Origin of the sequence: Bradyrhizobium sp. AC87j1 (assembly GCF_002936975.1) — a bacterium.
Lineage (GTDB): Bacteria > Pseudomonadota > Alphaproteobacteria > Rhizobiales > Xanthobacteraceae > Bradyrhizobium > Bradyrhizobium shewense.
Window position 1 is genome coordinate 1 of record NZ_PTFE01000085.1, and the last position, 19,375, is coordinate 19,375.

The window sequence follows — 19,375 nt, forward strand, 5'->3', positions numbered from 1 at the left end:
CGCTCTCTCCTCGTTGTCGGGGCAACGGCCGTCTTGCGGGTCGTCCGAAACGACGCTTGGGCGCGGCCGTGGCTGAAGGCCCTTCTCGCCAGACGGCCTTTCAAGGTTGCCGCCGTCGCGCAGGCCAATAAGACTGCTCGGATCATCTGCGCGCTCTTGAACAAGGTCGGAATTTATCGGCGTCCCGACCCATTGGCGGCTACCGCGGTGACGCAGTGACCGCCAAAAAGATCTGACCGGCGCAGGCCGGCAGAGGACAAGTGCAACAACAGGCGATGAACCCTTGGGACGAAATCCCGAAACGAGTGAAGCTACTGCTCCCAATGCGCTCAAGCGCGTAAACTTGATTTGGCTCCTCGTTGATATTGTGCCGCGCACAAAGGCCGGACATATGACCGCACCGTCCCAATGTGTGAAATCGACTGAAAAAGCTCTTGCCTCGCGGGCCGTTCCACATATGGGGGCAAGGTCAACGAAAGCAACGCGCGGCCAGACGACAGCGATCTGTACTGATGAATACTGAACATCTTGATTGCCCTTGATGACGAGCGAACCACACCGATGCGTGTGTCGCCTCCTTGCGCCGAGCTTGGAACTACCAATCATATATTTCGGATAGGCGGATGTTCAGTCCTGAGCACCACCATATCCTGTGGGATCAAAGTCGCGAGCTGTCCATTCCTCTCCGGGTTCTAGGTCGGCTACGTCAACTACACGGCCCGTACCTCCAATCGTCCACCCTCCCATCTTGGCCGCTCCCTTGTGGGTGGCCATGCGCCGAGAGATAACCACTTCATCCGCGGCGATGCTGTAGAGCTTTACTTTGTAAACTGTTGTCCTCGCCATCTCTATTTCCACTTGCTCTTGATCTGCGTCGTACGCGTATCCGGGCAGATGGATCAGCACTAAGTTGCCTCGCCTGGGCAGCGGCGCAAGCTTGTCGAGGATGTACTGCGGAGCGCCTTTTTTGACCTCTACGCCGTACGCGTAAACTAGCCCGTCGTCGTTGGCGATCTCGTGTATCGCATACTCGATCTCATTTAATTCATCGGGCGTGAGGTCAAGGGCCGCGGCAATCGCTTCCGCTTCCTCGCGGTCGTACTCATTTTCAAGCTGTTTACTGCTCATTGTGCACCACTCATCACCCCGAATGCCGCTTCCTAAAGATGGACTGGGTCTGCATCGGCTCCCAGCATGTGCGCCAACATCTTTACATAAGGAGTGAGCGGTAACATTCGATCGAGTATCCTGGGCGACGCTCGGAGCGACTGCGGCATTTGGCGGGGCTCCAAGTTTTCAGCGAGTGGAAAATCAGTTTAGGTCTCGGAGGTTATTCAGCATACTGTTGCACGCACTCTCGGCGTCAGCGAAGCTTTGGAACGGCGAGCCAAAAATCCTGATCGAGCCACGGCTCTGGTCAAGCGGGCGCCATGAGGCGACGTAGCCCAACCTTCCGCGAGAGTCATGACCAGTCGGGCTCTGGAAGCTGATCACGAACGAATAGCCGTCGCTGCTCGCACTCCATATTCCCATGTCTTCGACAGCGCGATGGAACTGCAGGAGCATCAGGCTCCGTTCGCCTAGTCAACCCGAGAACGAAATGCTTCGGTCGAACGACATGACGGGTCAATACACGGCAGCTCTCGCCGGCAAATTGCGTTTCCTCCTCAAGCCATGGCATAGATCTGGAATGCCTAGCAGCTCGGCTTATCCGGTCCAGCCGCCTGCCTCGATCCCGCGTTTGAAACTACGAGATATGAAGGTGTTCAGCGAAACGCAGAAACGCATTCCTCGGCACTGAATTTGTCCTACGTTTGTCGTTTCGATCAACTGCCTAAGTCGGTAGTTGACTGTGACGCGAATGCGCTTGATGGCACCAAATTCCACATGATTCCCACTTCCCAGCTTGGGAGTTTGAATGGCGGCCGTTCGTCAAAACGCAACGCCCCAGATCTGCGGCACCTGGTCGGGTGCTCACGTCAACTAGGGCGCGGACTCATTAACGCGCAACCATAGCCTGATTGACGCGAGCTGGACGAAGGCGAGGTAATTGACGGCAAGCTTGTCGTAACGTGTCGCCACCCGACGGCATTGCTTGATCCGATTGAAGAACCACTCGATCTGGTTGCGGGCGCGGTAGACATAAGGGCTGAAGCAGATCGGATCACTGCGATTGCTTTTTGGCGGGATGTTGGCCCATGCGCCTTTCTTCATCGCCAGCTCTCTGATCCAATCGGCGTCGTAGCCGCGGTCGGCAAGGAGCATGGATCCGGACTTCAGACGAGGTGCTGCGGCCATTCGCGCCATTCATCTTACCCTCAATGGCGTCACGAGCGCATGAATCTTGCTTGTCAGCCCGCCCCTCGACCGTCCCATCGACTGCCGCTGATTCCTTAGATGCACGCACCATGCTGATGCACGCGGACAATGGAGGTATCGATCATCTGGACGGCCGCATCGTGGGCAGCGGCAAGAGCGTCCATGATACGGCTCCAGACACCAGCCCTCCGCCAGCGAACGAAGTGGTTATAGCAAGTGGTATATGGGCCGAACGCCTCCGGTAGATCCCGCCAAGGCGCTCCCGATCTCAGGATTCAGAAAATACCGTTGAGGACACGACGGTCGTTCACCCGAGGAAAACCACGTGGCTTGTTGGGCAGCATCTCCTTTATGATGGGCCATTCATCGTCGGTGAGTTCGTAGCGCATGATTCGCCCTATCGATCTGGAGTTTGATTTTCGGTCCGGCAGTTAGGCTCTATCGAAGAGAGGCTTGGTCGCAATCCACTATCGTGTTCACATAGAGTTTTCGTTCATGGCCCGCAGTTGACCTGATCGCTGTAGCCGCCGAAGTACACCGAACTGCATGAGAGCGGCACGTGTGTCCGAATGTTGCAGCGAGTAGCAGTGCGGATTTCTTAGTCGTCGGCGCAGGGTGGCTTGGGCCTGTTCGACGGCACCGGGAGTTCTCGAAAAGGATGATCGTTACGTGTCTTGAGATCTGCTTGTGGGTCGATCAGTTCCCAGAAACGATCGAAACCTTTCAGTTTGAGGGCTCGCCATGATGTCGTGCGGCGCGCCGTGCTCCACGATTACGCCGCCGTCCATAAAGATAACGCGATCGGCAACATCACGGGCAAAGCCCATTTCATGCGTGACCACGATCATCGTCATGCCTTCGTCAGCCAATTCGCGCATGACGCGGAGCACTTCGCCAACGAGCTCGGGGTCGAGGGCCGACGTCGCCTCGTCAAAGAGCATGACAGCCGGGCGCATCGCGAGGGCGCGGGCGATTGCCACGCGCTGCTGCTGGCCGCCGGAGAGACGGGCGGGATATTGGTCGGCCTTGTCGGCCAAGCCGACCTTCTCGAGTAACTCCAGCGCCTGCTTTCTCGCCTCGGTCTTGTCTCGGCGTTGGACTGACACAGGCCCCATCTTGACGTTCTGAAGGACGGTCCGATGCGGGAACAGATTGAAGCTTTGAAAGACCATGCCGACATGCTCACGGTTCCTCGCAACCGCCTTCTCATCGAGCATGCGGCGACGGCCTTCGCTGTTGCTCCTGTAGCCGACCGGTGCGCCATCCACCGTGATGGTGCCGTCCTCGAATGTCTCAAGGAAGTTAACGCAGCGCAGCATAGTGGACTTGCCCGAGCCGCTCGGGCCCAGAACGACTACGACCTCGCCGCGCCGGACATCGAACGAAACGCCGTTCAGGACGCGATGCGCACCGAAGGATTTCACGAGGCCGTTCACTGATACGATGATGGGCGATCCGGCGGAGATGGTCATGGCACCCTCAGTGATCGAAGGAGAGTTTCCGCTCGCAATAGTTCGCGAGCAGTGAAATGGGATAGCAGATCAAAAAGTAGATCAGCATGACACCCAGGAAGATTTGGAAAGCCGCGAGCGTTCTCTCCACGACCTCGCGAGCCGCAAAGGAGAGTTCCCAGGCTCCGACGACCGAGGCGTAAGAGGTCTGCTTGATTGCCATAAGCGAGATGTTGAGGATCGGCGCAATCGCGAGACGGGCCGCCTGAGGGAGGACGACCTCACGCAGCATCGTCAGCCGCCGCATGCCGAGGCTTTTGGCTGCTGCGACCTGGCCGGTCGGCACCGCTGCGATGGCGCCGCGCACGGCCTCGGTGACAAAGGCGCCGACATAGACGATCATCGATATCATAACCGCGGCATAGGCGCTGAGACGGATTCCAAGTGCCGGGAAAGTGTAGAAGCCGAGAAACATCACGACCAATACCGGAATGCCACGAAACACGAAGACGTAGGACGTGACGATCGCCCGGAGGATCGGCCCGCCGCCGCTCGCGATCGTTCCAACGACCGCGCCAAGAAGCGTGCCGGCTATGACGACGACGAAGGCAAGCCAAAGCGTCACCAGTGCACCCTGCAACAGGTAGTGCAGATTTGGGAGAAGGACGGATATGCTCATACGAGCCTCCGCGCGAAGCGTACCTCGCTGATCCGAAACCCGACGCCGATGACGGAAGTCAGGATCAGATAGAGCGCTGCAACGAGGATGAAGACTTCGAAGGATGCCCCTGATCTCTCGATGATGACCTTGCCCGATAGCGTTAGGTCGAGCACACCAATCGCCGATACGAGAGATGTATCCTTCACAAGGACGATCAGTTGGTTCGAGACGGGTGCCATGACCTTGATAACGGCCTGCGGAAGAACGATCTGGCGAAAAATCGCCCAGCGACGCATGCCGATCGCCTGTCCCGCCTCCCACTGCTTGGTGCCAACGGCCGCGATGCCGCTGCGAAAGAGCTCAGACAAGAAGGCCGCGTGCTGAAGTGCGACGGCGAGGACGCCGCAGGTGATCTCGTCCCAGAAGATTCCCACGAGCGGCAGGCCGAAGAAGAGGAGGTACATCTGGACTAGGAGCGGCGTATTCCTCATCACCTCGACATAGGCTCGCACGAGAGCGCTGAGCAGCCGCCAGCCGGCGACGCGTGGCACCGTGAGAAGCACACCCATTGCGAGAGCCGTCGGCGCCGCGAGCGCCGCAACAGCGATGGTAACGAGCATCCCGTTCCAGAGTTGCGGAAGGTAGCGGGCGGCGAAGTTGCCAAACTGTGACCAATCCATCACCCGCCCTCTCTGTCGCAGTCGATCAGTTGTTGTTGAGATACCACTTCGCATTCTTCGGCTTTTCGCCGAACCACTTCTCGTAGATCGCGCTGTACTCGGCGAAGAGATAGCCGCCGGTCATCTCGGACACGACGAGGTCGAGGTACTGCCAGAGCCTCAAGTCGCCTGGCTTCATGAAGAGGCCGGTGTTGACGACATCCGTCAGGCGAGCTTCCATCACGCGCATGTCCGGGTTGGACTTGACATACCAGGCGGCGACGGGAGCGTCGAGCTGAGCGGCCTGGGCTCGGCCAAGCTTCACAGAGTTGAATTGCGAGGCGATGCCGTCAAAGGTCTGGAGCTTGGCCTGCGGGAAGAGGCGTTTGGCGCGCTCCTCTTGGGTCGGCGTGGTCAAATTGGCGATAGTTACGTTCGGCTTGTTCAGATCGTCGAGCGTCTTGAAGGGCGCATCCTTGCGGACGATGAGAACGATGCCGCCATCGATATAGTTGCGAGTGAACGCGACCCGCTGCGCGCGGTCGGCGTAGATGGTGGTCGTCTGCGCGCCAAAGTCGATCGTGCCGTTCTGGGCGTTAGGCCAGCGCTGGGCTGCACTCTGGCGAATGAACTCGACTTTGTTGGGGTCACCGAAGGTCGCCTTGGCGATCAGCCGGGCAACGTCGATATCGAATCCGACCAACTCGCCCTTCTCGTCGACGAAACCGAAGGGAGGTGACTCGCTCGACACGCCGACGACCAGCTTGCCCCGCGCCAAGATTTCATCCAGCCTGGATTTTTCCTGAGCGTGGCTCGCGCCGGACGCCAGCGCGATCCCGCAGAATGCCGCAACCAGACCCGTGACGAACCGCCGTCCATAGCTTCGCATTTCCATGCTCCATTGGTTATTCGAAAGATAGAAGACATGACGTTCGCTCAACGACTAGCGCTCGACCAGCCGCAGCGAAAGAACACGGCTCCTGACGGAGAACGTTAGAAATAGTTACGCTGCCAACGTTTTAGAGGCGGCAATTCAGTGCCGCTCGCTCCAAGGCTGCCAATGCTGCGGCAACGACAGGGCGACGGGACGTACCCTTCGGAACGGCGCTGAATATGTGTCTATGTAGGGCAGGCGCAATGGGAAGAACGAGAAAGTCGGGATCCTTGTCCAGGGGCTGCACCGCCAGACCCGGCAGTACCGTTACGAACTGCCCGGTGCGTACCATCTCAAGAGTGGCAGAAATATTGCGAGCACTGCAGCCGATCTTCATTTCGAACCCGGCGGCCAGGCATGCGTTCGTCAAGTTCTGCTGATAGGCGACCGCGGTTTGGTTGATCGCCCACTTCTCATTCGAGAGATCCTTGAGTTCTATCCTTTTCAAGTCGGCCTTCGCGAAGCGGTGGTCTGACGAAAGGACCGCATTCAGGGCATCGACATAGAGAGGATGGAATTCGAGGGCCTGCTGGTACGCATTTGCATCGGTATAATCGTCGACAATTGCGATATCGACCTGCTTGGCGACGGTTGCCTTGAGACCCTCGGTCGGCTCGAGTTCGACGAAGCTGGCATCGATAAGGGGGTGTGTCTTGTGGAGATAGCCCAAAGCTCTTGGAACGATGCTGGTCGCGACACTCCCGAATGCGGCAAGTCGTAGTTCGCCCGCAGGAGGCCCGTCTTTATCGTCGAGTTCGGCCTCGATGCGGTCTGCCAGTTGCAGCAGTGGCGTGACGCGATCCAGGAGTTGCTGCCCTTTGGTGGTTAGACGCAGCCCTCCTGCCGAACGCTCGAAAAGTACCGCTCCCGCCTCGCGTTCGAGCAGCGCCAACTGTTGAGACACGGCCGGCCGTGTTTGGCCGAGCGCTCGTGCCACCGCCGAGATCGTACCGAGCTCGGAAAGCTCATGAAACAGACGTAGTCGTGAAAGACTGAGTGCCAAACTCGCATATCTCCAAAGAACCATAGAGTAAGAATTTCTTTCGCCTCGCGTCAATCGGACTGGTCTTCCGGGGCTCGTCGAACCGGACCTAAAAGCGTCGGCATCACCCCTGTGATCGCGATCATTGCGAAGATGAGGCCGCGATCGCCGAGTTCTGACCGGCCTATTGGCCAATATCGCGAGGATTTATCGATGCCGACGATCGCCTTCTTGGGTGTTGGCCGCATGGGTTCACATATGGCGCGTCGGCTTGCCGAAGCCGGGCATAAGGTACGGGCCTTCGATCCCAACACGGCGGCCGTCGCCAAGCTTGCCGCGGCTGGCGTGGAGGCTGCCGCAAGCCCCAAGACCGCGGCTGCCGGCGCCGATTTCATTCTGGCGAGCCTCCCTTCTCCAGCGGCCTTGAAGGCGGCAGTGACCGGTGAGGACGGGATCCTCGCCGCCGCGAAGAAGGGCGCGACCGTAGTCGATTTCAGTACGGTCGACCCAGCCACCACCAAGGCGGTCGCTGCGATCTGCGACAAAGCCGGTATCGACTATCTCGATGCACCCGTCAGCGGCGGCGTCGCCGGCGCCGAAAACGGCAAGCTCCTGATCATGATCGGGGGCGACCAGGCTGTGCTGGATGCAACGCGCCCCGTGCTTGAGACGCTTGCCGGCAAGATCATTCACTGCGGCCCGGCCGGTTCCGGCCAACTCATGAAGTTGAGCCACAACCTGTTGACCGCGATCAACACCGTGGCGCTTGGCGAGGTGCTGGCCGCCAGCGTGAATTCCGGCGCAAAGCTCGATGTGCTGCTCGAGGTTCTCGGTGGGGGTCTCGCCGGGAGCAAGATGCTGGATTGGCTCGGCAAGACGCTCTTCACGCAGGAGCGGCCCGCCTTCTTCGCGCTCGACCTGATGCACAAGGATATCTCGCTCGCGCTCGACGAGTTCACAGCATCACCGATGTATCTCGGGCAGCTCGTTCGCCAGATCTACAATACCGCCCGCGCGGACGGTCTCGGCGGAAAGGATTCCACCAGCGTCACGGAGGTCTACGAGCGACTGCTCAAGGTCAATCTCCGTCAGCCCGCAGCATGATTTCGAAGACCAGGAACGAACAAATGAGAGCGCAACTCGCCACCACCAGCTACGATTCCGAACTGACGTTGCCCCGCTCCGGGCTAATGGGCAACTTCATCGGCGGAAAGTGGATCAAGCCCGTCTCAGGCCGCACGATGGCCGTTGAGAATCCCTGCCGACGCGACATCGTCGCCATGGTCGGGGCTGCAGACAAGCATGACGTCGATGCCGCAGTCGCGGCGGCTAAGGCGGCTTTTCCGACGTGGCGCCGCATGGCAGCTCGAGCCCGCGGCGCGCTTCTGACCGAACTCGGCAATCGCGTATCGGCGCATGCCGAAGAGATCGCCAAGGTCCTGGCGGCCGAAACGGGTAACGCGCTACGAACGCAAAGCCGATCCGAGGTCGCGAGCACTGCCGAGGTCCTGCGCTATTACGGCGGTGTGGTATCCGAGCAGAAGGGCGAGACGTTGCCGCTCGGCCCGGGGATATTCAGCTACACGACGCTAGAGCCGCTTGGCGTCGTCGGCGCAATCATTCCCTGGAATTCGCCCCTCGTCCTAGCTGCCGTGAAGATCGGCATGGCACTCGGCACTGGCAACACGCTGGTTCTGAAGCCTGCCGAGGAGGCGCCGCTTGCGGTCATTAAGGTCGCGGAACTTGCAGCCGACATCTTCCCAGCCGGCGTCTTCAACGTCGTCACCGGAACGGGCATCGAGGCTGGTGCACCGCTTTCGAACCATCCCGACGTGTCGAAGATCTCATTCACAGGCTCGGTCGAGGTCGGAAAGCTCGTGGCGCATGCCGCCGCCGACCGCATTGCGAAGGTCACCCTTGAACTCGGCGGCAAGAGCCCCTGCATCGTTTATCCCGATGCGGCGACGCCCGAGCAACTCGACACGTGCGCGACAAACGTGATCAACGCCATGCGCTTCGCACGTCAGGGGCAGTCCTGCACGGCGGGCTCGCGGCTCTTCATCCACCGGGACGTGTTCGGGCCCGTGGTTGCAAAGGTGGTCGAGAAGCTGAAGGCCATGAAGGTCGGCGACGCGCTCGACGAGGCCTCCGACATCGGCGCGATCATCAACGCCGAGCGCTACGGAGAGGTTTGCGCCTTCATCCGCGAGGCCGTTGATCGTGGTGCGAAGGTCGAGATCGGCCAGGTCCCGGCTCCCGCTAACGACACCGACGGCTTCATGCCGGGCCCCGTCGTGCTGACGGGTGTCGACAATAGCTGGCGTGTTGTGCGCGAGGAGGTCTTCGGGCCTGTCCTGGTTGCGATCCCCTGGACGAACGAAGACGAGATGATCGGCTGGGCGAACGACACCCATTACGGTCTCGCCGCCTACATCTTCACGAACGACATCACCACCGCCCTGCGCGCCGCGGAGCGAATCGATACAGGTTGGCTCCAGATCAACCGTGCTGGCGGTCAGATCCCGGGCATGTCCTATGGTGGGGCCAAACAGAGCGGGATCGGCGCCGAATATTCGATCGAAGGAGCGCTCGAAAGCTACACCTATCGCAAGAGCGTGACCGCCACCGTGTGAGCCGAGAGATAAGAAGAGGTCTCCATGGTTATGCTCCCAACCGAACACTCCACGGGTCCGGACCCTCTTCTGGCCATGGCGGGTGAGCGGTTCGATCGTCTGATGACGATCGAATCGCGTCCTCTCTCGGGCGGGCTCCCGCCAGGTCTCGTCGTTCCGATGTACGAGATTTGCCGTCGTCATCACGGCGAGCCATTGTCCACGTTGGCAGCCAGGGCCCTCATGTCACGCGTCGCCTATGGAGACAACGTCATCGTGGCGACGGGCGCCGGCGTTCCGCCCAAGCTCCCGCAGGGAGAAACCGACGGACCGCCAGGCGCTGCAGTTCTTGCACGGGCGATGGCCCTCGGTCTTGGCGCCCAGGTCACAATTGTCTCGGAGGAGGCTCATTCTAGGCCAGTGGAGGCCTGCGCCGCGCTCGTTGGATCCTCTACGGCAAGGCCGATCAATGTGGAGACTATTCCACCTCATTCCAAACATGGACCCAAGGCCGTCGAAGCGCTGCTCGCGCGATACCAACCATCGGCGATCGTCTTCGTCGAGCTCGATGGCCCCAACCGCGATGGTCATTTCCACGGCGTCCGCGGCGATCGCCGCCCTGTAGGCACGATGGCGCATCTTCATCTGCTCGCAGAGGCCGGACACACAGCAAGACGTTTGACGATAGGAATTGGCGACGGAGGTAACGAGGTCGGCTTCGGCGCGGTGCGGACCTTTCTTGCCGCGCTCCATCCTAACAGCTTCGTGGTCACGGCAGTCGAGACAGACGTGATCGTCAGCGCTGCTATATCGAACTGGGGCGCGTACGCCGTTTGCGCCGGACTTGCTGTCGGACTTGGCAGTCCCGACCTGCTACACAACGATACCCTGGAAGGGGAGCTAATCAGAGCCTGCGTTAGCGCGGGAGCTCGTGATGGCGCGACGGCAAGCACCGAACCTCTCGTTGATGGTGTCCCTGAGAGAGGTCATCGGGGCTTTGTCAGTCTGCTCCAGAGCATCGTTGCAAGTTCGTTAAGCGAGCTTGGTCCGGATTCAACGTCGCGTCAGCGATCTCGCGAGGTAACGCCGTGACGTCGAGCTACGACCCCACTATTGGGCCCGACTTCATCGGTCTCGTACCGGGTTTGAAGCACCGAGAATGCCTCGCCTGGCGTATTCGCGCGGCAAGGCGCTTTCGCCGAATGCTTCTGACGAGAACGCCCATTTCATCGTGCGTCGCCGGTCACCTTGGCTCCTTGGTTGTGCCCGCATCGCCAAGTCACACTGGTTCTAGGAAAAGATGATGACGACAGCCGCTACCACGGAGTCGAAAATGCACTCCCCGAAGCCCACAGATCGCTTCGGCAATCCGATCGACCCCATTGTCGGGTTTGCGCGCGGCAGCATCATCCGATCCAGTGTCGACGAAGCCCGCCGCCTTCGGCAGGGACAGGCCGTAGCTGCCAATCGTGTCCGCAAGCTCGGCCCGCATTCCATCGGTGTGTTCACGGGAAATCAGCGAGATTTTCCGCTCAAAGCAGAAGATCTCGCGACACTGTGCGAGGAATGGGTCGGACCCGGCCTCTTTGCCAATGATCTCCGCGAAGTGGCGATTGCTCACCTCGGAGGTAAGAGCGAGGATGGTGTCGCCGTATTCAACCGCACCAGCGCGGGTATCATTGCCACCATCGCTGCTCTTGCTGGCGGCAGCTCGGTCGTTTCAGTCGTCCCCCCTGGCGGACGGTCGCACGCGTCGGTGATCCGAGGCTGCGCCATCGCGAGAGTTGAGCTCGTCGAAATCGGAGGCGACCGCGACTGGCGGGCGGCACTGGCCAACGCAAAGCCCCAGTTCGTTGTCGTCACCACCGTGACAAGCGCTCTCGAACTGCTCGATGATGCCATAACCTCCGCCGTCGCCGAGGCCAGCCATGCGGCCGGCGGCATCGTGCTCGTGGACGATGCCTATGGCGCCCGGCTGCGTCCCGTGCTCCACGGCGGCAAGCCTGGCCTCGCCCTCGGGGCCGACCTTGCAATCACCAATTGCGACAAGGCGGGTCTCGCCGGACCGCGGGCCGGCGTGCTTGCCGGCCGCGCCAATCTCGTCACGGCTGCGTCGGCGAAAGGTGCTGAATTCGGAATGGAGGCCCGCGCGCCGATCGCCGCAGGCGCCATGCGGTCCCTCCAGAGCTTTCGACCCGAGGATCTGCGGGAGGAAGCACGGTCCGGACAGGCGCTCGCGGTAGCGCTTGCCGAGAAGCTCGGCCGCGACATCGTGTCCGTCAGCGATCTTGGACCTATGGTCGACGAGCAGGACGTGCTCGCGCTTGTCCTGCGGCGCTCTGGCCGTTCCGCAGAAAACTTTGGGCTCGTCCCCTGCGAAGTCTCCTCTGCACTCGGAATGGTCCTCCTGCGCGACGCTGGGATACTCACGGTCAACACGCATGGCCAGCCCGGGGCACGCGTGTCACTGCGCCTGAAACCGACCCACGATGCGATCGGGCATGTCGGAGGCCAGGACGCGGTGGTCGCCGCCGTCGACGCTGCACTCGATTACCTGGCCGCGCGGATCGACGAAGTTACCACGATCTCGCGGCTCATTCTGGGAGATCAGGCATGAACGCCACCAATGCGACCTTCGCCGGCATGGATGACCGGCTCGATCGGCTGGTCAATCTCGATCTCGGTGGCCGCGGTGTCGAGCATCTTTACGAGGCGGCTCGCGCGCGGCAAGGCGGCGCCCTGTGCGGCGCGGCCGCCGAAATGCTCGCCGCTGTCCCCGTGGGTGCGACAGTCGTGGTGACGACGGGCTCCGTCTCGCGGGCCTGGATTTCGCCAACCATTGGCGAGAATGACGGGCCAGCGGGCGCAGCCGCGATCATGCGCGCGCTTGCCCTATCCAAGCGGACGACCTGCGTCGTTGTCGCGGAGGAGACCCTGCTGGACGGCACCGCCAAGATTCTTACCAGTGCCGGCTTGGCGGTGCTCCCTTACGAGCAGGCGCGGATTGCGAGCAACGATGGAAGCCTCGCGGTCGCCAGCACACGCTCCTTTCCCGTCACGGACTCTGAGGCGAAGGCCGCCTCCGCCGCCTTGCTCGATGAACTGAAGCCGGCCCTGGTCTTCTCGACGGAGCGGGTCGGCCGTAACGCCGACGGCATCTATTGCTCGATGCGCGGCATTGACTACGGCATGGGGCGGGCCCGGATTGACTACTTGTTCGACGAGGCGCTCGTTCGTGGGATTCCGAGCGTCTGCGTGGGCGACGGGGGGAACGAGATAGGCATGGGGGTCGTCGCCGACGCGGTGCGGCACCATGTGAAGTTCGGCGATGCGCGCCCGGAGGGCGGTGCTGGCATCGGAGCGGTGACCGGCACCGACGTGCTGGTCACTGCGGCCTGCTCGAACTGGGGTTGCTACGCCATCTTAGGGGCGCTTGCAGTACGCCTGAAGAGGCCTGACCTCCTCCATGCGCCCAAAATGGAAGAACATCTGCTTCGCCGCGGTGTCGACATCGGCTTGATTAACTCGGTCGGAAACGTCGTCGACGCCGACGTCGATGGGATTCCTCTGCAGACGCATGTCGCGATGAGCGACCTGATCTCCGCGGTTGTTCGACCGGCGTTTCGCTGAACCCAGAGAGAGGGCGCCCAATGTCAACCGGACCGGCCGCACCCTTCCTCGACCTGCGCGACATTCGCGTTTCGTACGGATCAAACGAGGTTCTGAAGGGCGTCAATCTCTCGGTCCGTCAAGGCGAGGTCGTCGTCATCATTGGCCCGAGCGGCAGTGGCAAAAGCTCGCTCCTGCGAACTGTCAACATGCTTCAACCGGTTACCGGCGGTGAGATCGTGCTGGAGGGCGAGGACTTGCTCTCCGGCAAGCAGGACGTGAACAAGGTCCGTCAGCGCGTGGGGATGGTGTTCCAGCACTACAGCCTGTTTCCGCACCTTACTGTCCTGAAAAACCTCACCTTGGTTCCGCGCCGCGTCTTGAAAGAACCGAATGGGGAAGCAGAAGCGCGCGCCAAGGAGCTGCTCGCGAAGGTTGGTTTGGCGGACAAGGCCGGCAGCTATCCCGACCAGCTTTCGGGAGGCCAGCAACAGCGTGTTGCGATCGCCCGAGCTCTCATGATGCGTCCCCACGTGATGTTGTTCGATGAGGTCACGTCGGCGCTCGATCCTCAGCTCGTGCGCGAGGTCTTGAATGTCATGAAGGATCTCGCGCGCTCCGGCATGACCATGCTCGTTGTGACGCATGAAATGGGCTTCGCGCGGGAGGTCGGCGACACACTCGCGTTCATGGCCGACGGCGTGGTCATTGAGAAAGGACATCCGGCGGACGTCCTCGATCGACCAGGTCACGATCGCACGCGCCAGTTCTTGTCGCACACCGACGTCTGACCTTTCTTAGGCATACCAAGGATTCAAAAGGAGAGTGGGACGATGAACATGCTGAAGTGCCTAGCCGCGATCGCGGGCCTGTCATTCTCGATAATGGCATTGCCGGCCGTAGCGCAGTCGAAGGTGGACGTGCCGCTGCCCACGGACCTGGCCACGCCTAAGGTGCTGACGATCGGCATCAATTGCCAGTATCCGCCTGCCGGCTATGTCGGGCTCGATGGAAAGCCGGCCGGCTTTGAGTATGGGCTCGTCAAGCGCATCGCCGAATTTGCATTCGGCACCGAAGCCGGTCTCCAGACCCAATGTGTGAACGACAGCAATCGTATTCCGTTCCTGCAGTCCGGCAAGGTCGATCTCGTGCTCGCCTCACTTGCCCGAACCCCGGCGCGCGCTGAGCAAATCGACTTCTCGGATCCGATCTGGCTGAGCAATCTCCAGCTTGTTGTGAAGAAGGATTCTCCTATCAACAACTACGCCGATCTCGCCGGTCGCACCGTCGTGACGCCGACTGGGAGCACCTATCAGACCTGGTTGCAGAAGTGCCATTCAAAGGCGAACCTGATCACGGCCCAAAGTCCGGCCGATTCCTCCACGATGCTGGTCCAGGGACGTGCTGACGCCTTCGCCTACATCGACGTCTACGACTACAACTTCGTGCAGAACAACAAGAACTTCAAAGTCGTTGGCGAGCTTGCATCGCCAGCGATCCAGGGGATCGGCGTCAAGAAGGGCAACGCGGCCACGCTCGCCTGGATCAATGCAGTGATCGCCAAGATGCGCGAAGAAGACGCGTTCTACACAGCCTTCGCCGAAGAAGTGAAAGACCCGACGATGGTCGCAAAGTACCGCAATGTCGTCCCGGGGCCGAAAGTCAAGCCCGACTATGCAGGCGTCGACCCCATGGAATGCAAATCGTGAGCTGTAGCGTCCCAATTCGGCTTGAGTGGAAGTGCGGATCGTGCAGAGCGATCTCATGAAAGAGGTAACCGAGCTGCTGGCAGGGCTTGGCAACAGCCTCCTCATCAGCGCGATCGGCATCCTGCTCGGAATTGGGATCGGGATCGTACTGGGGGCAATACGCTATGCACGGGTCCCGGTGGCCAACATAGCAATTGTCGGGTTCGTGAATGCATTTCGCTGCACGCCGCTCCTCGTACAGATCTTCCTGCTATTCTACGCGCTGCCCGATATCGGGATTCGTCTGACGCCATTCGAGACCTCCTGGCTCGCGCTCGCATTGTGGGGCGGCGCCTATCAGACGGAAGTCTTCAGGGCCGCATTCGAAGCTGTACCGAAAGGCGAGGTGACGGCGGCTCGCGCTCTTGGCTTGCCGGCCTTCCAGACCTTTCTTGACGTCACCCTCCCGATTGCGCTGCGCATCGCGATCACCGGCGCAACGACCACCGCGATCACGCAGTTCAGATCGTCCAGCTTTATGATCGTCGTCGGCTATCAGGAATTAACCTACGTCGCTAACCGGATCGTGTCAGATACCTTCAAGGTGTTCGAGACCTTCGGCATTGCTTGCCTGATGTATCTGCTCATCTGCAGCATCCTAAGCGAAGCATCCCGGGCGCTCGAGCGCAGGCTGTTGATTCCAGGACTGGGAGTGGTCAAATGAGCAACTGGATTTGGCCCGTCGCTGTTTATCTTGGTCAGGGTCTTCTCATTACTCTGTGGATTTCCCTGCTTACCGTCTTGTTAGCGACGGCTCTCGGACTCCTGATCGCGGCGTTGTCGCGAACCACGCTCAGTTTCGCGCGCCTGATCGGGCGTCTTTACGTCGAGGTCCTTCGTGGCGTGCCGTCACTTATGATCCTCCTCTTCGTATTCTTCGCCCTTCCTCAGATTGGGCTTCGCACCGGCCCACTCACGGCCGCAATCATCGGACTGGGACTGTGGGGCGGGGCAAATATCGGCGAGGTATTCCGTGGCGCTTTGAATTCAATTCCATGCCGTCAGGAGCAGGGTGCCCGGGCGCTTGGGTTGAGCGCAACCGAGGCGCTTGTGTTCGTCATTCTGCCGCAGGCATTTCGGCGTGCGTTGCCGCCCTACGTCGGCCAGCTCACCGTTCTCGTCCAGGCGAGCGCACTGACGTCTGTCGTCGGCGTGTCGGATCTCTTGGGATCGGCGCGCCAAATGATCGAAAGACTAGCGTACGTCGGAGCCGGAGGCTCACACGCCATCGAGATCTATCTGGGAGTGCTGAGCGTGTTCTTTGTGATCTGCTACTCGTTGACCGCGCTGGCAAGTGCCATCGAACGCCGTCTACGATACTGAAGGGCGGTCCCGGTCGTCCCGATTTATGATGGGGTGGACGCCCCGCCCGACGGCATCGATGTGCCAAAGTGGAGGTGTTGAGCACCACTTAAGGGAGGCGTCCGTGTCAGAGGTTATCATAATCGGTCTGGATATCGCCAAGCATGTTTTCCACGCTCATGGAGCAGATGGGAAAGGGCGAGCTATATTCAGCAAACGGATCAGCCGAGGAAAGCTGCTGGATTTCTTCGCAGCCCAGCCGAGTTGCACGGTAGCTCTGGAGGCATGTGGCGGAGCCCATCGCTGGGCCCGTCAACTCGCCCAGCTTGGCCATGAAGTTCGGCTGATCCCTCCCGCCTACGTAAAGCCGTTTGTGAAGCGGCAAAAGAATGACGCGATCGATGCCGAGGCGATCTGCGAAGCAGCGCAGCGGCCGAGCATGCGGTTCGTGGCCGTGAAGAGCGAACAGCAACAGGCGGCGGGTCTGGTGTTTCGGACCCGTGACCTACTCGTGCGGCAGCGAACGCAGCTCATCAACGCGATCCGGGGACACCTCACTGAATATGGTTGGATCGCACCCAAGGGGCCGTCGCACGTGGCGATGCTTACCGACCTGATCGAGGAAGAAGAGATGGCCAGCTCGCTTCCCAAAGCGGCCCACGCCATGTTCCGATTGATGTTGGACCTGCTGACCGACCTCAATGGCAAGATCGCGGATCTCGACAAGGAGATCGCGCGACGCGCTCGCGAGGACGAAGTATCGCGCAGGCTGATGACCGTTCCTGGCATCGGCCCAATCTCCGCCACCGCGATCGCCGCTTTAGCACCACCGGCCGAGACTTTTGCCAAAGGTCGTGACTTCGCGGCCTGGCTTGGTCTCACGCCCCTTCAAAGATCGACGGGCGGCAAGCAGAAACTCGGCGCGACATCCAAGATGGGCGAACGCACGCTCAGGCGCCTCCTCATCATCGGCAGCAGCGCCGTCGTGCAACAGGCAAGCAAACGCGACGCGCCAAGGGGTTCTTGGCTCGAACAGATGCTGGCTCGCAAACCGCGCATGCTGGTGACCATCGCGCTCGCCAACAAGATGGCGCGGATCGTCTGGGCGCTACTTGTAAAGCAGGAAAAATACAGGGCTCCGGTCGCAGCCAAGGCGTGATCTTGGTGGGCCTGAGGTCGTCAGAGGTGTAGTCGGTCGGAAGGAAAGTATGGCGCAACAGTCGGCGAGACGGGGCCAGAAGAACCAGATGTACTCATCGTGCCTAGAGCACGCATTTATGATTTGGTTCCGGTCCGCGAACTCCCATACGGGCCCGCAGCTCCATCGCTGCACTAGAGGCCGGACAGATGGCAGCATCCGACTACGTGCCAATCTTCCTCAAAAACCGCTTGCATCTGGCGGGGCGTCCACAGATGAGTACACGGCTTAGCCGAAAATCCCGATGGGTCCGTTGTAAATGCCCCCGGCGGACATTGCGATTGCCGTGTTGGTCCGCTGGCGCCGCAAGCCGGACCTGGGGATAGCAGCCGTAAGTTTACGCCGGTTCTGGCGCATAGACACACGCAGCTGCGCTTGAACCCAATATCCAGGCAAGTTGTAGAATGTTGATGTTCTTCGGACCCGTAGTATGGATCATGCGATCAGCGTAGATTTGACGCTTCTATTGACTGGGCAAGATTGGGCGTTGGAGCGAGTCGGACATGGCCTGACCTCCTCTGGTCTAGAATAGATGCTGCCCCGAATGCTGATTCACGCTGTGGCGCCCGAATACCTATCTATAGCGTAGTTGTTCGGCGGACCGGCTCGCAAGCGAGTCAAGGTGCGACCAAGACCCGTCGTCTAGGAAGACTTTGGGCGAGCAGCTGACTTCCACCACGTTCGCAAGCCTCTCCTGGCAAAGTGCCAATTATCTCTCTTGTGCGGGGCAAAGAATGACCAGTCAACTTCCGTCCCTGTTCTGCTGCGCAGCTTTTGACTGATCTAAAGCGAACGATTGTCAGGGGCAGGCGCTGACGGTCGTAAGACAGCGAACATTTTTTTTGCACGCGCGCGTTGCGGCCCGCCGGCTGTGCGCGTGGCGCGCCACGCTTGCGCGGAGAATGCGACGCGCTCACATCGATACATGGCCGTTCGTTCGAAGTAGGAGTTTTCGCCACCGGGCGAATCGTTCTTCCATGTACCGGAAAACAAAAGAAAAAGCTCGTCAGTGATTGCGCGAGCTTCTCAAAGGAGAACCAACCGTCGCCAAGTCGCCCGCCAGGTCTGGGTGGATTTCAATCGCGCCAAAATCTCGTTGGCAGAGGACTCGGGAACACCTAGGCTATGCCAAGTATAGCTTTTCAGGGAACGCCTCGCCTGCGATTTTTTTTGAGGCCGATCCGATGCCTGGGACAGGCAGGGCCCCTACGCAAGGCCACGCTGGCGGATAGCACTGTTCTCCAGAACCGGCCTGAAATCGAATCTAAGAGGTCGGATTGAAGTTGGCTCTCGGCCCTCGTCGATGGACGAAAAGAGAAGACGAATTGCTGCGCGAGCTTCTTGAAGCGGGCGCGCCTGTGAAATCGATCTGCGAAACACTCAATAGATCCGAGGCAGAGCTTCGCAGACGCGGCTACCACATTGGCCTACCGAGGAAATGGTTCAAGCGAACGGCCGCCAGCTGAAGAGGCGCTCGGTAATCGGCAGTCATGCATACGATCTTCGCCGAAATCAGCGCAACAGCAGTGAGACCGTCACCCGCAGCATCACCATTCCGCACCACGCCGACGGCTACAACAACAGCGCAACAGCTGTCGAGCGAGACGCTGCTTCTGGCCCTCAAATCCTAGGTCACCTCTGCCAATGGCGAATGCCGCCGCTTGTCGCAAACCGTCCGGACGTGTCGGTGCCCCCGCGATCGGACAAACGCGGGCGTGAGCCTGTATTGGTCCGAAGTCGGCGGTACCAGCAGGGAAGGACACTGACCCGTCGACCCATCAGTTTTCAGACCGAAACGATCAACTTGGCCCTGTAGCCCGCTACGAAGCGCCTGCAGAACGTCCAATTCTCGATTCGGCACGACCCTTGCTCAGTTCTGGGCGGCATTACCGAATGCTCA

The 19,375-nt window shown here is 60.3% G+C and carries 16 protein-coding genes and 2 pseudogenes; 11 read left to right on the forward strand and 7 right to left on the reverse strand.

Going from position 1 to position 19,375, the window contains the following annotated elements; all coding sequences use genetic code 11:
• Positions 1–219: pseudogene (locus CV770_RS43525) on the forward strand (IS110 family transposase); the annotation flags it as partial.
• 408 nt (positions 220–627) lie between these two features.
• Here the strand turns inward: CV770_RS43525 and CV770_RS31655 are convergent.
• The 7 genes and pseudogenes from CV770_RS31655 to CV770_RS31700 all read right to left on the reverse strand — a co-directional run bounded on the left by CV770_RS31655 (position 628) and on the right by CV770_RS31700 (position 7,027).
• On the reverse strand, positions 628–1,128 hold the full coding sequence (locus CV770_RS31655; protein WP_104465148.1) for a hypothetical protein: 501 nt from the start codon (positions 1,126–1,128) through the stop codon (positions 628–630).
• A gap of 855 nt (positions 1,129–1,983) precedes the next feature.
• Positions 1,984–2,708, reverse strand: a pseudogene (locus tag CV770_RS42235) (IS5 family transposase).
• Positions 2,709–2,984: 276 nt separating this feature from the next.
• Positions 2,985–3,791: an amino acid ABC transporter ATP-binding protein gene (locus CV770_RS31680; RefSeq protein WP_104465153.1), complete on the reverse strand. Its 807-nt coding sequence runs from the start codon at positions 3,789–3,791 to the stop codon at positions 2,985–2,987.
• 7 nt (positions 3,792–3,798) lie between these two features.
• Entirely contained in the window at positions 3,799–4,449 is a 651-nt protein-coding gene (locus CV770_RS31685) for an amino acid ABC transporter permease (RefSeq protein ID WP_104465154.1), read from the reverse strand.
• Positions 4,446–5,111 carry an amino acid ABC transporter permease gene (locus CV770_RS31690; RefSeq protein WP_104465155.1) on the reverse strand — a complete coding sequence of 222 codons (666 nt, stop codon included), beginning with the start codon at positions 5,109–5,111 and terminating at the stop codon, positions 4,446–4,448. The genes CV770_RS31685 and CV770_RS31690 overlap by 4 nt, the downstream gene beginning before the upstream one ends.
• 25 nt (positions 5,112–5,136) lie before the next feature.
• Positions 5,137–5,979, reverse strand: a complete 843-nt coding sequence (locus CV770_RS31695; protein ID WP_245453909.1) for a transporter substrate-binding domain-containing protein — start codon at positions 5,977–5,979, stop codon at positions 5,137–5,139.
• 130 nt (positions 5,980–6,109) lie between these two features.
• Entirely contained in the window at positions 6,110–7,027 is a 918-nt protein-coding gene (locus CV770_RS31700) for a LysR family transcriptional regulator (RefSeq protein WP_104465170.1), read from the reverse strand.
• A 192-nt stretch (positions 7,028–7,219) separates the two neighbouring features.
• Between CV770_RS31700 and CV770_RS31705 the strand changes: the two genes are divergently transcribed.
• From CV770_RS31705 to CV770_RS31750, 10 genes are all read left to right on the forward strand, one after another.
• Entirely contained in the window at positions 7,220–8,110 is an 891-nt protein-coding gene (locus CV770_RS31705) for an NAD(P)-dependent oxidoreductase (RefSeq protein WP_245453910.1), read from the forward strand.
• 23 nt (positions 8,111–8,133) lie between these two features.
• Positions 8,134–9,639 (forward strand): aldehyde dehydrogenase family protein, encoded by a 1,506-nt coding sequence (locus CV770_RS31710; protein ID WP_245453911.1) that lies wholly within the window; start codon positions 8,134–8,136, stop codon positions 9,637–9,639.
• 102 nt (positions 9,640–9,741) lie between these two features.
• Positions 9,742–10,710, forward strand: a complete 969-nt coding sequence (locus tag CV770_RS31715; protein WP_161500043.1) for a glutamate cyclase domain-containing protein — start codon at positions 9,742–9,744, stop codon at positions 10,708–10,710.
• A 208-nt stretch (positions 10,711–10,918) separates the two neighbouring features.
• Entirely contained in the window at positions 10,919–12,235 is a 1,317-nt protein-coding gene (locus CV770_RS31720; protein WP_245453912.1) for an aminotransferase class I/II-fold pyridoxal phosphate-dependent enzyme, read from the forward strand.
• Positions 12,232–13,248, forward strand: coding sequence for a glutamate cyclase domain-containing protein (locus CV770_RS31725; protein WP_104465160.1), 1,017 nt, complete (start codon positions 12,232–12,234; stop codon positions 13,246–13,248). Before CV770_RS31720 ends, CV770_RS31725 begins: the two co-directional genes overlap by 4 nt.
• 20 nt (positions 13,249–13,268) lie before the next feature.
• Positions 13,269–14,018 (forward strand): amino acid ABC transporter ATP-binding protein, encoded by a 750-nt coding sequence (locus tag CV770_RS31730; protein WP_104465161.1) that lies wholly within the window; start codon positions 13,269–13,271, stop codon positions 14,016–14,018.
• A 123-nt stretch (positions 14,019–14,141) separates the two neighbouring features.
• Positions 14,142–14,936 carry a transporter substrate-binding domain-containing protein gene (locus CV770_RS31735; protein ID WP_161500044.1) on the forward strand — a complete coding sequence of 265 codons (795 nt, stop codon included), beginning with the start codon at positions 14,142–14,144 and terminating at the stop codon, positions 14,934–14,936.
• A gap of 55 nt (positions 14,937–14,991) precedes the next feature.
• On the forward strand, positions 14,992–15,639 hold the full coding sequence (locus CV770_RS31740) for an amino acid ABC transporter permease (RefSeq protein WP_104465172.1): 648 nt from the start codon (positions 14,992–14,994) through the stop codon (positions 15,637–15,639).
• A complete protein-coding gene (locus CV770_RS31745) occupies positions 15,636–16,298 on the forward strand; it encodes an amino acid ABC transporter permease (protein WP_104465163.1) in 663 nt (220 codons plus the stop codon). Before CV770_RS31740 ends, CV770_RS31745 begins: the two co-directional genes overlap by 4 nt.
• A gap of 103 nt (positions 16,299–16,401) precedes the next feature.
• The gene (locus CV770_RS31750) at positions 16,402–17,436 is read left to right on the forward strand and encodes an IS110 family RNA-guided transposase (RefSeq protein ID WP_104465173.1); all 1,035 of its coding nucleotides are present in this window, start codon (positions 16,402–16,404) and stop codon (positions 17,434–17,436) included.
• The last annotated feature ends 1,939 nt before the right edge of the window (positions 17,437–19,375 follow it).